14 protein-coding genes are annotated in these 12,770 nt (G+C 46.4%); 6 read left to right on the top strand and 8 right to left on the bottom strand.

The window, feature by feature from the left end; all coding sequences use genetic code 11:
- Positions 1 to 88: 88 nt before the first annotated feature.
- Positions 89 to 619, bottom strand: coding sequence for a hypothetical protein (locus MKY23_RS08280; protein ID WP_339837137.1), 531 nt, complete (start codon positions 617 to 619; stop codon positions 89 to 91).
- A 227-nt stretch (positions 620 to 846) separates the two neighbouring features.
- Here MKY23_RS08280 and MKY23_RS08275 point away from each other — a divergent pair, with 227 nt between their 5' ends.
- Positions 847 to 1,221 (top strand): BlaI/MecI/CopY family transcriptional regulator, encoded by a 375-nt coding sequence (locus MKY23_RS08275; protein WP_154886970.1) that lies wholly within the window; start codon positions 847 to 849, stop codon positions 1,219 to 1,221.
- Between the two features lie 9 nt (positions 1,222 to 1,230).
- Positions 1,231 to 2,676, top strand: coding sequence for a M56 family metallopeptidase (locus tag MKY23_RS08270; protein WP_339837134.1), 1,446 nt, complete (start codon positions 1,231 to 1,233; stop codon positions 2,674 to 2,676).
- Positions 2,677 to 2,774: 98 nt separating this feature from the next.
- Here the strand turns inward: MKY23_RS08270 and MKY23_RS08265 are convergent, their stop codons facing one another.
- From MKY23_RS08265 to MKY23_RS08245, 5 genes are all read right to left on the bottom strand, one after another.
- A complete protein-coding gene (locus MKY23_RS08265) occupies positions 2,775 to 3,530 on the bottom strand; it encodes a YdcF family protein (RefSeq protein ID WP_208606798.1) in 756 nt (251 codons plus the stop codon).
- A gap of 24 nt (positions 3,531 to 3,554) precedes the next feature.
- A complete protein-coding gene (locus MKY23_RS08260) occupies positions 3,555 to 4,106 on the bottom strand; it encodes a nucleotidyltransferase family protein (RefSeq protein ID WP_339837127.1) in 552 nt (183 codons plus the stop codon).
- A gap of 326 nt (positions 4,107 to 4,432) precedes the next feature.
- Complete coding sequence (locus MKY23_RS08255; protein WP_339837124.1) at positions 4,433 to 5,278, bottom strand: AraC family transcriptional regulator; 846 nt, start codon at positions 5,276 to 5,278, stop codon at positions 4,433 to 4,435.
- Positions 5,279 to 5,369: 91 nt separating this feature from the next.
- Positions 5,370 to 6,227 (bottom strand): EamA family transporter, encoded by an 858-nt coding sequence (locus MKY23_RS08250; protein ID WP_090922113.1) that lies wholly within the window; start codon positions 6,225 to 6,227, stop codon positions 5,370 to 5,372.
- Between the two features lie 87 nt (positions 6,228 to 6,314).
- Positions 6,315 to 7,274, bottom strand: coding sequence for a metallophosphoesterase family protein (locus tag MKY23_RS08245; RefSeq protein WP_339837119.1), 960 nt, complete (start codon positions 7,272 to 7,274; stop codon positions 6,315 to 6,317).
- Between the two features lie 353 nt (positions 7,275 to 7,627).
- On the opposite strand from MKY23_RS08245, the gene MKY23_RS08240 reads away from it, so the two are divergent.
- The 3 genes from MKY23_RS08240 (at position 7,628) to MKY23_RS08230 (ending at position 10,219) form a co-directional block, all read left to right on the top strand.
- Positions 7,628 to 8,398: a DeoR/GlpR family DNA-binding transcription regulator gene (locus MKY23_RS08240; protein ID WP_339837115.1), complete on the top strand. Its 771-nt coding sequence runs from the start codon at positions 7,628 to 7,630 to the stop codon at positions 8,396 to 8,398.
- Between the two features lie 84 nt (positions 8,399 to 8,482).
- Complete coding sequence (locus MKY23_RS08235) at positions 8,483 to 9,016, top strand: TetR/AcrR family transcriptional regulator (RefSeq protein ID WP_154958299.1); 534 nt, start codon at positions 8,483 to 8,485, stop codon at positions 9,014 to 9,016.
- Positions 9,017 to 9,106: 90 nt separating this feature from the next.
- A complete protein-coding gene (locus MKY23_RS08230) occupies positions 9,107 to 10,219 on the top strand; it encodes an MFS transporter (RefSeq protein ID WP_339837110.1) in 1,113 nt (370 codons plus the stop codon).
- A gap of 264 nt (positions 10,220 to 10,483) precedes the next feature.
- Here the strand turns inward: MKY23_RS08230 and MKY23_RS08225 are convergent, their stop codons facing one another.
- Complete coding sequence (locus MKY23_RS08225) at positions 10,484 to 11,020, bottom strand: hypothetical protein (RefSeq protein WP_339837107.1); 537 nt, start codon at positions 11,018 to 11,020, stop codon at positions 10,484 to 10,486.
- A gap of 200 nt (positions 11,021 to 11,220) precedes the next feature.
- Between MKY23_RS08225 and MKY23_RS08220 the strand changes: the two genes are divergently transcribed.
- Positions 11,221 to 11,499, top strand: coding sequence for a PH domain-containing protein (locus MKY23_RS08220; RefSeq protein ID WP_253495943.1), 279 nt, complete (start codon positions 11,221 to 11,223; stop codon positions 11,497 to 11,499).
- A 67-nt stretch (positions 11,500 to 11,566) separates the two neighbouring features.
- Here the strand turns inward: MKY23_RS08220 and MKY23_RS08215 are convergent, their stop codons facing one another.
- On the bottom strand, positions 11,567 to 12,745 hold the full coding sequence (locus MKY23_RS08215) for a DUF4272 domain-containing protein (RefSeq protein ID WP_339837102.1): 1,179 nt from the start codon (positions 12,743 to 12,745) through the stop codon (positions 11,567 to 11,569).
- Positions 12,746 to 12,770 lie beyond the last annotated feature (25 nt).

Here is a 12,770-nt window from a genome sequence, read left to right as displayed (position 1 = left end):
AGACCGTTTCGTTTGATATGGATTCCATTTCCGTGTAGAGAGACGCCCATCGACGTTTAAAAAGTTCAATTTCATTCAAATCGCTCGCTCAGCCTGCTTCTTGCACGCCAATCGCTGTATATAACCGACTTCGCTCTTCGTTCGCCCAAGCATTCGTTGCATCCTGCTCTAGTCGAACCTGTAGTTCGTCATGAAAATCATGAATCATATACCCTTCGGGGAATTCACCCAATATGGATGCAAAATCATACTCAGGCAAAGTTCGCCGCCCTTCGCCAATTTCTTTTAGCCAATTCATCCAGTCTTGCAGTGCAAGCACACCTTCCTGCCACAACTCAGCCTGCAGACCAAGCACATCCTGCAACTGCTCATAGGCAAGTACATCCGTAAATTGGCGACAAGCCTTGACACCCAGTTCGTACAATTCAATCGCTGCACGACGAATATCATGCGTTAACCCTATCTCAAGACCTTCCAGGTAATCCTGAACCTGAATATGCTGACCATCATCATACAGTAAAGGTGCATGGGCGAGCATGCGAATAATGTCTTGTAAATCGTTCGTTGAAATCATGTTCTGCTCCTTCAGAGCAGGTAATTGATATGCTGTAATGATCATTCACTCCTGTTTCGGTCATCTATTGTTGACCTATAGTATAACATGCTTTTCTTCGTTGAATCTGGGATATAGAAACAGAACCCTCTTGACAAACAGAGGAAGAAACGAGGTTCTCACACACTGCGCTTGACTATATACTACATGTTGTAGTAGTTTATATTTACTACGTAGTGTAGTAATAAAATTATCGTTATGGACGCATAACGTTGTAAAGGAGTGCTTCTTTGGTGCACCAAACTCAAAAATGGTCCGAAACCGAGCTGGAACTGATGGAGGTGATCTGGTCTTGTACTCCTCCGGTCACTTCTTCCGAACTGTTAGACATGTTTAAGGAAAAGGGAAAAGCGTGGAAGGCACAGACCATTTCCACTTTCCTATCCAGACTGGTGGATAAAGGGGCGCTCACTGTCACGAGACAGGGTCGAACCAACTATTATGAGCCTCTTTTACAGCCAGAAGACTACAAACTTCAGAAAACCAAAACCGTACTCGATGGCCTCTATCAAGGCTCTGTTAAAAATCTGGTTTCAGCCATGTATGACGGGGATAAGCTTTCAGAGAAAGACATTGCCGAACTAAAACAATGGCTGTCGGAAAAGTAGGTGGCGCGCATGAATCTCTTTATTGATCTGCTGATAACGTTGACGGTGGCTGGAAGCATTGCCGCTGTTTGCATTCTTGCCTTGCGCCTTCTGCCGGTACATCTTTTCCCCGCTTCCTGGCGTTACGGGCTGAGTAAAATGGCTTTCGCCTTTTATGTACTGCCCCTATCGTTCGGAATGACATGGTTCTCCAGTCTTTTTCATCATGCTTCAAACCGAAACCTTGAACAATCTAACTTTTTGAACGGTATGCTTGAAGGAGCGCTTACCCCAGAATGGACGATATCTTCTACGGCGGCGTATGTTTTGCTCAGTGCTTGGGGAGTAGGCGTTCTCGGTTATACGACGTGGCAGATCTATTGTTATTACAGATTCATCCATGCGTTGAAACGTACACAGTCAGATGTAAAAGAAAATAGTGAGGCCGCCTTACTGCTCCCCATGATCAAAGAAAAGTTAGGTATTCGGCAGCATGTCAACCTGGCATATAGTCCAATGTTACGAAGTCCCGTGCTGGTCGGTTTAACGAAACCTACGATTTATTTGCCTCAAGCGGGTACAGCTCACTTGAATATGGGTCTGGTTTATCACCATGAATTAACTCACCTTAAACATAAAGATCTGTGGGTCAAGGCACTCACTCTAGCGGTCAGCGCTTTGCACTGGTTCAATCCTCTCGTTTACCTCCTTCGCCAAGAGATTCACACCTGGAGTGAATTTTCTTGTGATGAAAAGGTTGTCCAGAAGATGTCCATCGAAGATCGCAAACGTTATGGCGAAACCATTTTAAATGTCACCGCAGGGGCGCGAAACTTGCCTGTGCAATTTTGCTCATCCCTTTCAGGGGAGGGAAAACAATTAAAAAGGAGACTTACGATGATGTTTGATGTCAAAAAAATGAAAAAGAAACATTGGATCATAACAATTTCATCCGTTTGTTTAATTGCTGTAGCAAGTACGTCTACAGCTGTATGGGCATCGAGCCATACGCCCAAAGTAGAGCGTGGAGCCACTGAAGCTATAATTGTACCTGACAACTCCAGAGAGACTGCCAGTCGAGCCACCGAACCTAGTGCTTCTACACCTCGAGATGAAGTCTCTGAAGCCGTAATTGTACCTGACAGCTCCAGAGAGGCTACCGTTCCAGCGGCTGCTTCCAGAACCACTTCTCCTCGGGATGAGGTCTCTGAGGCTACAATTGCACCTGACAACTCCAGAGAGGCTACTGTTCCAGCGGCTGCTTCCAGAACCACTTCTCCTCGGGATGAGGTCTCTGAGGCTACAATTGCACCTGACAATGCCAGAGAGGCTACTGTTCCAGCGGCTGCATCCAGAACCACTTCTCCTCGAGATAAGGTCTCTGAGGCTGTAATCGCACCTGACAACTCCAGAGCAGCTGCCGAGTCCAGAGCAACTGAGCTTAGAGCTGCTTCTAGCGATTCTGCAAAAAAATGAGTCTTGTCCACCCAAGTTTAATGTAGTGTTCACCATAAAAAATAGAAAACAGGACGAAGCATTTTTATTCCTTCCGCTTCGTCCTGTTTCTCGTTTGACTATAAAAACGCCTTCACAGTGCCAAAATATTCACGAATCATATTAATCGGCTTTAAATACCCTGGTGAAGGGGCGGATATACCGTATTCTGCAGCGTATCCGTTTTTGGCCGCAATATATTTCGACCTGAACATGTGGTAATCACTTGTGACAATCATAATTTTGGGATGTTCCAGCCCGGAAGCAAGAATGATTTTTTTAGAAAAAGCCAAATTTTCCTGCGTACTTGTCGAGCGATCCTCCATGATGATCTGAGCAGGGGCAATGCCCTGATCCACCAGGTAATTTTTCATCGCAAGGGCTTCAGGAATGGATTCACCTGGCCCCTGTCCACCAGATACAATAACTGGAGTCTGCGGGTGAGTGCGAATATAATCCAAGCTGGCATCCAACCTTTGTTTCAAGGTCAGTGACAATTCGGTGCCCTTGATGCCCGACCCAAGTATGATGACATAGTCCGCTCGCTCCTCTTCCTTTGAACCAAGCTGGGTAAATACCAGAGCTTCAATAATGATAAAGGAGACGGCGCCAATGCCGAAAACGACCAACAACCCGCGTTTCAGCCAGATGTGTTTCTCGTAATCAATCCGTCTTAATATGATAAAGGTTGCCGCGAGGAGAGTAAAAAATTTCACGGCAAAGTTCCAGCCCCAAAAGATCAGAAAGAAAACCAAACACGCCAGCAGGATCAGATCCAAAATATATCCTTTCTCCCGTAAAAATTTCTGTATCAGTACAGCAACACTCCTTCCCATACATAGACATCCACACTTGTTATATTATGCCCTTACAATCGTGAGCTTGGGCCAGTGCTGTTGCCAATTCTTTTTGCACACACGTTCGTTATAGTAGGCCGCGTCCATAAACGCCGGGCTTTTGCGCACAACTAACGCATACAGATCCTCCAGTCCATAAGGGGCACATATCCTGATTTGATCGTCAGATTGTAGTTGTACACCGATGGCTGTTACTTGCTCAGGCCAAAAGCGCAGTGCATCTTCAGTCGAGCGATACGGCATGTCTCCGTTGCGCAGGTGCATCCTGGCCTGATTTTTAACCGACCACTTCGTGTTACCTGTTGCAGTACATAGCTCCTGCTCCAGTTCGTAATCCCGTTCTTCTCGAAGATCAGCAGCATTAAAATAAACAACATCAATATCGCTATGCAGCTCCCGTCTGGTAAATCCATTAAGATCATCCCATATGTAATTACGAATATAACCCGCACCGATGTAACAATCGGGCAACTCTAGCAAACGTACAATCCGCAGATCCTGCATGATCTGCTCATGTTGTCGCAACGTTTGCACAAGTCGTTCTTCATATTGCACAGCAAATCCTCCTTGACCTACTCGAATCCGATATCTTCATTCCAGCTTGGCCGTCCGTCGTTCTTAGGGGTGGATGAGACTACTGTTTTTTAATATAACATGTTTCGAACCCTGGAATAAAATAAACAACTCCCCTCAAGCTGTCATTTTCATGTACATCCAAAACGAATGCACGCCTGAAAATCACGATTCCTGAGCGGAGTTATGATGTCATATTGATCGATGATCATTGGTGAAGATAATTAATGCTTACGATCCAGATATTTAATACTTATTATAGGGCTATCTAATACTTACTATTGAGCTATCTAATGCTACCTATCCGGCTATTTAATCGGTATCCAGATTTGAGGCGCATGTTTCATGCCGCGGTAGACTTCCAGTTCAGGCAGCCAGGCATGTTCGTATGCATTTGAAGGGAACCATTCACCTACAATACGTTTCCACAGCTTTTGTATTCCCTGAGGCATCGGTTCCTCAACCTCGAAAACCACCCATTTACTCGCGGGGAACGTGAACGTAGATAGCCCTTCCGGTTGCTCCCCTTCATACGTTGTTGCAATCCAGTACTCCATCTGCTTGTCCTCGATCTCGCCCTGATCTACACACACCCCTAGCAAACCTGGGATAAACCCGTTATTCAATGCAGCTATCCGATCCTCTGTACCGCTGTGATACGCTTCCTCCCACATATTAGGAATCCCCTGCAAATGCTGCCCATCCACATATGAAAAGCGTTGTTTGATGCCTGCGATGGAAAATGCCTCTTGTTCGACAATATGATGTTTCATTGGCTCTGCTCCTTGTAAACTGACTTGAATAACGAGTCGATTATACGACTGGACTGAAGCACCGGACTTTCGGGTTTCACTTGGCGATATTCCATGTTGTCTGCGGTAAGCCTTGGTGAACGATTCAGGCGTATCATAGCCATACTTGAAGGCCAAATCCATAATTTTGGGATCTCCCTGCAACAGTTCATTGGCCGCCAGTGTTAATCTTCTGCGCCGGATGTACTCCACCACGGTAACGTCGGTCATTAAACCAAAGATACGTTGAAAATGAAATGCCGACATATGCGCATGCGCCGCAATCTGATCCGTCGTCATAGGCTCCAGTAAATGCTCTTCTATATATTGAATCGACTTCTGTATGGCTTCAATCCATTTCATGTACTGCATCACTCCTTGCTTATCATGATACACGAAGAAGGGTAGAGAAGCCTGTCATTTTGTGCTTTCTTTTGTCCGATGTCTTCCTACCCTATCCCCACACACCAATCAGCAGGATACCGCCAAAAATAACGATGGAACAGAGAATCCGTTTCATTCCCTGCTGTTCTTTTAATAACCAAATCCCGAGAAAAGCCGCAAATACCGTACCCACTTCCCGAAGCGGGCCCAATCTGGCCATCGGAGCCTGTTCCAGTGCAAATAGAAAGAGCAGATATGATCCCGGATTCAGCAAAGCCCCAAGCAAAATCGTCGAACGATTGACCTTCCATTCCTGACGCAAGCCAGCTGAAGCGAGCAGCGCTGGCGTTAATCCAGCCACAAAACCAATATTCGTAACCTCAAGCAACGCCAAGGGCGAAATATGTTGCAGATTTAATTTGTCCACAAATACATAACTCGTCGTACATAACCCCACACACAAGGCCATCAGAACTGGCTTCGCTCCCTTCATTCCAGAGCCAGCTTGTCCCTTCCTGCTCCCCACACCGCTAAGAACGATGAAACCAACAATCATGCAGGCAATGCCTAGCCATCCGAAACCCGACAATCTTTCTCCCAGAAAAGCAACACCGATCAACGGCACCAGCAACGTACTCGTGCCCCGCATAATCGGATAGATCTGAGACAGATCACCAAGCTCATACGTCTGAGACAACAGCCAGGAGTATAACGCCTGAAGTGCCATCGACACGATCAACAGCGCATAAGCTGACACGGGTAACGACTCGCGGGACAATTCCACCACCAGCACAGGCAGCAGCAATACGGTGGGAATCATCATAATCGACCATAGAAAAACACTTTTGTTCAAACTTCGTTTTGTAAACATACTCCAGACGGCATGTGCCATTCCTGAAGCAAGCACCAGAATTAACGGTAAAATCATGCTGTATACGTTCCTCTCTGTTTTCCTTGCTTATTTGCTTATCGCTTTCTATTTCCCTTGCCACGCTATAGTACACTCTAGAATACCTTACGTCGCGGTCTCCGGTTGATGCTCCGGCTGTTCCTTCACCACCGATCCATCCTCCAGACGAAGCCAGGTATCAAACTCCCGCTCACCTTCACACATCTGAATGACACGTCCTCCGCGTAGCATACCTTCCCTTCCATAGGTACTGTGGCCACTCGAACGCCCGTAACAAAGACGTATCCCTTGATACTGACCGTGAAAATCATTCACATGATCGTGTCCGCAGAACGTACCCATTACATCCCCCATCTCCAGCAGTGCAGCAAACAAACCCGAATTGACTTTCGCACAGCAGACAGGTTCATATTTGTTGCCATAGCAAACCTGACTGTCCCACATCAGTTGATATTCCGGAATCGGGATATGGAAAAACGCCAAGGCTGGCAGCTTATCCCCCGGACTGCGGCCGGGATTGACGCGTGTGGATTCATCCATCAGCCATCGGAGCTGACTCTGCTGAATCCAACCATAACCGGGGATCGATTCCACGGTCGAATAACTCCCGGAATCGAGCAGATACAACACGGCTGCCGGAAGTCCATTCGCCCCGGCAATCTCCAGCGTGTAATTGCCCAATCCTGCAATATCACGCGGACCAGCTTCCGTCACACTATGCGCATGCTCCTGAACTACACGCATGAGCTCTACTGGAGTGATTCGTTGCTCGGCATCATGATTGCCAAACACAAAAGCCCACGGAATCCCACACGCCTCCACAGCCGAGACAGCATCACGAAAAGCCTGCTCCGGATGCTCGCACGCCTGATTTCCCGAATCGACAGGCCCAGTGTAAATCACATCTCCTGTGAAAATAACCAGATCCGGCTGTTCCAGTTCGATGATCGATTGCATCATCTGCCGGCTTCGCAGATCTTCAGGCCGCCCGTCTTTCCAGTGTATATCGGTAAATTGTACGATGGTAAAGGTTCCATTTTCACGAAAAGCAAGCGGTCGTTTCACTGTGTTGTCCTCCCGAATACCACATGAATACGCATTGAATGCGAGCAATAAGCTTCACTTCATTCATGCAGTTTGATCTATTGGTTATATGTATTGCTGATTAGTGCTTGAAATAACTCTTGAAACAACTCGTGTTCAATCCTGTTTTAAAATGTGGTTTATTGTGGTTTTTAGTTGTTTCATTTGATAATATCGCCACATCTATCCTCTGTCAACACATCTCTAAATATCTATCACCATATCTACCGAACGAAATTGACAAGTGATTTTCATCAACTTAAACTGTTAAAAACAACAACAATCCACACAAAGGCCAAACTTCTATAAAAGAACGTAACGGAGGCGGAAATTTAATGTCGTTAACATATGAGGAGCGAAAACAGACGATCCTTGCCCAGCTTGCCACACAAGGCAAAGTTCAGGTACAAACGTTGGCTCAGCTATTTCAGGTATCCACGGAAACCATAAGGCGGGATCTGGATCGGCTGGAGAAGGAAGGTGAGTTACGTAAAGTGTACGGGGGCGCTGTACGTGTCCGCTCAGGTATGATCGAAGCGCCCTTCCAGAAGCGCTCACAGTTGCAAGTTCAAGAAAAGCAGGCTATTGCCGCCGCGGCAGCTTCGTTGATTGAAGACGGCGAAACCATCATGCTGGACAACGGCACAACCACACTCGAAATCATGCGCCAATTGCAACATCGCTCCCTTATCACGGTGATTACGAATTCTGTACCCATCCTGACTATTGCCCTAGAATCTTTTACAGGTAAAATCATTTTTGCTGGAGGCGAAATCAACACTGTTGTTCAAGCCGCCACTGGGCCTGGGGCACATGAGATACTTGACCAGTTCAAAGTGAACAAAGCGTTCATTTCGGCTGGAGGTGTTTCCTTCACCGATGGAATTACCGATTATGTACTGGAGGAAGCCCTGATCTCGCGTAAAATGATGGAACGCGCCGAAGAAGCCATCCTGGTGGCAGATCACACCAAGTTTGGACGCTCCACGTTTGCCAGAATTGCACCTGCCGATCACATATCCATGGTGATTACAGATTCAAGCTGCCCTACTGAATGGATCGAAAACTTTGGGCGACTGGAGATTGAAACTGTCATTTCAGATTGACATCGATATACACATTCTATATTTTGGATATAATGATCATTCTATTTTTACTGAAAATGGGTGAAAGGAGTGGCCCAAGCGATTATGAGTAGCAAAAAGGAAACGCTTCTTAACGTGTCTGAGGACCTGTTCTATCTGCATGGCTTTCATGCCATTGGCCTAAAACGGATCATTACCGATGCTGACGTGGCCATCATGACGTTATATAATCACTTTGCATCCAAGGAAGACCTGATTGTCGAGGTGCTTCTGCGCCGCGAACAGCGCTATCTGGAGCAACTACGTATATATGCAGATAACAAGGCACAGTCCGTCTTTCTCAATCTGGCTGAGGGTCATGCCAAGTGGCTGATGGAACATGAAGCCAGGGGATGTCTTTTTTTACGAGCGAAGGAAGAATTCGGGGCTGATCCAAACCATGTTATCGTACAAACCGTTAACGGGCACAAAAAACACCTCATAACCCTGATAAAAAAAAGTGATCCCGAAGCAAATGATCGAAGCATCATGCAATTTATGCTGTTGTTAGAGGGTTCGACGGCGCTGGCCGAAACGGAAAATGTAAAAGAGGTCTGCCGGGAACTGATTCACATGACTCAAAATAGTTTCAATTCATAACACAAAGGGTGAGTTCATATTTCAACTCACTTTTTTATTTTCATAAGAAATATAATGATCGTTCTATCTAAAATAAGGCGGTGAAATTCAATGAAAAAGATAGTCCTTCCTGGTGTTGCCCTGATCGCAGTATGTTATGCTTTTGGGCGTTTCAGTTACGGACTGTTTATGCCAGAAATCTCCGAGGCTTTACAATTATCCGAATCGGCATCCGGGGCCATTAACTCGGCAACCTATATTGCTTATTGTCTTGCCCTTCTTACTGCGCCGCTTATCATTAATCACAAAGGGCACCATTACGTCATTCAACTAGCTGGAATCAGCGCTATTCTTGGCTTGATCGGCATCGGACTGGCACATGATACCTGGCTGCTTGCGGCCGGTGTTTTTCTTGCCGGACTCAGCACAGGATGGGCATCTCCAGCCCTCGGGAATGCAGTAAGCGCAGAACTCGCACCAGATCTGCACGCCAGAGGGAACAGCTGGATCAATACAGGCACCAGCTTTGGTATTATCGTCTCCGGTCCACTCTACTTGCTATTCACCGATTACTGGCGTATAAGTTATATCCTGTTTGCCCTCATAGGCATAACCGTGTTGCTATGGAACCGACATGCGATTCCTGCAACCAAAACACTCCCTTGTACGAAGTCCATCTGGTCTTGCATGAGACCCACCAGACCGGGATCGGCTTTACTCATGGCTTGTATGTTAACAGGCGCAAGCTCTGCGATTTATTGGACTTTTGCCCGAAACTTTCTTACGGACGAGAAAGGGGCCTCCGATTCGGAAGCCGTCTTGTTCTGGATTGTTATGGGCGTGACAGGCATACTCGGCGGAAGTGCAGGTCGGATCATAGAACGGATTGAGTTAGGTTGGTCCTATCGTATAGGCATTCTGTTGTTATCGATCTCGCTTGGCGTTATTGTCCTGCCTTCGATGACATCAAGTATGGTTTCAGCCGTCCTGTTCGGCAGCACGTACATTTTTCTCACAAGTGTTTTCATTGTATGGGCAACGAGACTGTTCCAGCCAAATGTCTCCATCGGCATTAGTCTTGCATTTCTCGCCCTGGGCGTGGGTCAATTTCTGGGATCGTTCATGGCGGGATACAGCATTGAGGTATTTTCAAGCACGGTCGCTTTTCTGGCTTTTGCTATTCTCGGTTTGCTGGGACTATTCCTTCGCGTGAAACCGGCTTGATCCAGCTTCAAAGCTGTCGGAAGACAGCGCATCATTATACTTGCAACATATTTCCGTAGAAGCATGGTTGCAGACTTACACCGTTTAATGTAACTTTGGTTCCTGTTCCGAGCGGAGATTAGGCTACAATAAGCTTAAATCTCTTCGGAACAGGCCACACCAAAATAACGAGCTAGCTTCCATCGCTCTCCACCCTTGACTAATTCAAAAGGAAGCTACGCCCTGCCCTGACCAACCGAAAATGAGAACTAGCAATGAGTAGATCTACCGATATGCCCGTATAACCTCGTTGTCCCAGACTTGAATTTCAATATATCGTTCGGGCCCATGTTCGCCCGTTCGATTCCACTCCTGCGGCAAACCATAGGTCTGAATCAGTTCATCTATTTCGTCTTTGGTATAAACCTGCTTGCGATAGGATTTATCGTCTTCATAACGCATCGTTGGGAAGAGATCACCGTAGGTGAAGCTCACAACTTCTGCGGGTAATTCCTCCCATGGAATAATAATATGATCGGGATCCTGATACCATGATTCTAGCCAGGGACATACACCGAGCGTTAGATAATGGGGATAGTCTTGTGCCGGCTTTCCTCCCTTAGCTATGAACTTCTCAAATGCCATATGCTCAAGGCGTCTCCTTATTGTTATGTAGTCAGATGACCGCTGAGCGGCAAAAACTCGGCCTTCCTGCCGAATCTGTTGTGAAACTGCTTCGGCCTCTCTCTGAGACAGGCTTGAGAGATTACGGAACGGGCCTACATTTTTCTCGAAATAATGGTATCCATTAAGTTTTTTCATGCAACTCATCTCCTTACAAAACATTGGATGGATTGATTCTACTCAAACATCATATCTTATGTTGAAATTTTTAGTTACTTCATCTTTATTAATTAGGAATTTTTAGCCAAAAATGATAAACTGGAACTATCGTATACGCAAGACTGTTTCATTACTCTATTAGTCCAATCATTTTATTGTACAAAAAAGGAGGTCATCCTATGTTTGACGTAAACGTAAAGCAAGTAGATGATCAACTCGTCATTCGCTGGCAGTTTTCCAAGATTGAAATCCCCATTTCTCAAATCACATCTGTAACTTTAGATAACACCTATGGAGGAAGTGAGCCTTCAGCTGTCCGAATCGGTTATGCTCGTTCAACCGAGCGGATTCTGATCCGAACCACTCATCAATCCTACATTTTATTTACGAGCAGCGAGAACATGTATCCTGCAATTCAAGCCATGGTCTCTCCCTCAGTAACCTCATCTATCGAATAGCACATAGTTAAGAGCCACCGATCAGATTAAAAAATCTAGTCGATGGCTCTTTTCAATTTGATTTCATTTACGTATCCGTCCGTACCTCATCCCACGCTTGATCGAGATAACAGATCAGCCAGTTAAGTGCACGATGCCGTTCATAAGCTACACCGGAATTTAAACCTGCAGGTGGTAACTCCTCTTTAATTCTGCTGTTTACACAGACCCAATTGTACCGATAAATCAAGTCGGCCTCGTCCAAAATTTCATCTTTGCTGCGAAGAGTGGCATCCGACAGGAACTCTGCGTAGCTGTCCTTTTGCTGTAGATAACCAACGTCCTTACTTACGTTGCAAAGCTCAGTAGGTGCACTCAATTCTTCCACGTACCCTAGTGCCCATAGCATGACATGGTATGCCTCATATCCCCAAGAGAAGCGAATGACCTCTTGCTGCTGTGCTCCATGCTGATCCAGAAAAGACTTTTCATCCGGAGAAAAGAAGGCGGATGCATCATACTTGTCGATGACTTCCTGCACAAGCGCTGCCGTGTCATCGTCACTTTCACCCGCTCCAAGGCACTCACCTTTTAGGGCGGCTATACAAAGAGCTACAGCACGCTGCGCAACCTCTTCCTTCGTTCGAATCGTTGTATCCTGCTCACCTGCCCTTGCTGGCAGATTGGCATTATACGGAACACCTTGCGCCGCTAATCGCTGCTCTGAACGCGCCTTGCGCTCCACAGCATCCGCTGAGGTTGGACGAGTGTCATCCAGATAACTCGTGTGTGCGGTTACCGTGTAATCCTCTACTTCGGATTCTCCGTTTACATCCAGAAGCACCTGACCCTGAGCATTCAGTAGGGAGCCACCTCCCCAGAAAATGACGGCATCCAGCGCTTCAGCCAGTTGTAATAACTCGTTAAAGAACTCTTCCGAGATATCTTCCTCTGTCTCGATGCCGATCACCATGTTCAGGGTGGAGCATTTAATCAGTACCTTTTCCTGAAGCGCAGCATTACGCCCTTCGATCTGACTCATAAACCCAAGCATACCTTGAATCATCGTGCCGAACTCCTCGGGATGCGTCTGGCTGGTCATGATGTTGAAGCCCTTTGTTTTTTTGCTAAACCATTTCTTCTGAATCACCTGTATGTGCGTATGGTCTTCTCTTCGCTGGATGGCAGCATCAGGATAGATGGATTGGATCATTTCATACAACTGATCCAGGTCAAACTGGGAGCTGTATATCGCACAGTTTCTCATGGGGTGTTCGCCCTCCTTCTTGTGT

It is taken from the genome of Paenibacillus sp. FSL R7-0272, from assembly GCF_037969905.1.
In the GTDB taxonomy this organism is placed as follows: Bacteria; Bacillota; Bacilli; order Paenibacillales; family Paenibacillaceae; genus Paenibacillus; species Paenibacillus polysaccharolyticus.
This window is presented reverse-complemented; position numbering and strand designations above follow the sequence as displayed.